General features: G+C 52.7%; 2 tRNA genes. Both read left to right on the forward strand.

Annotated features, from left to right (window positions below):
• The first annotated feature begins 30 nt into the window (after positions 1 to 30).
• A tRNA-Asp gene (locus WFI24_RS34285) sits at positions 31 to 108 on the forward strand.
• Positions 109 to 131: 23 nt separating this feature from the next.
• Positions 132 to 206: transfer RNA gene (locus WFI24_RS34290), tRNA-Gly, on the forward strand.
• The last annotated feature ends 35 nt before the right edge of the window (positions 207 to 241 follow it).

Consider the following 241-nt stretch of genomic DNA (forward strand, 5'->3'; position numbering starts at 1 on the left):
GCAATTATACTTTCCTTGAGAAAGTGATCTGGAACCGTGGTGTAGTTGGCCTAACATGCCTGCCTGTCACGCAGGAGATCGCGGGTTCGAATCCCGTCGGTTCCGCCATTTTATATTTATTAATACCGTATGCGGAAGTGGCTCAGCGGTAGAGCATCGCCTTGCCAAGGCGAGGGTCGCGGGTTCGATTCCCGTCTTCCGCTCCAATATTTGCGCCCTTAGCTCAGCTGGATAGAGCGTT

This window comes from Paenibacillus sp. USHLN196, from assembly GCF_037144955.1.
In the GTDB taxonomy this organism is placed as follows: domain Bacteria; phylum Bacillota; class Bacilli; order Paenibacillales; family Paenibacillaceae; genus Paenibacillus; species Paenibacillus xylanexedens_C.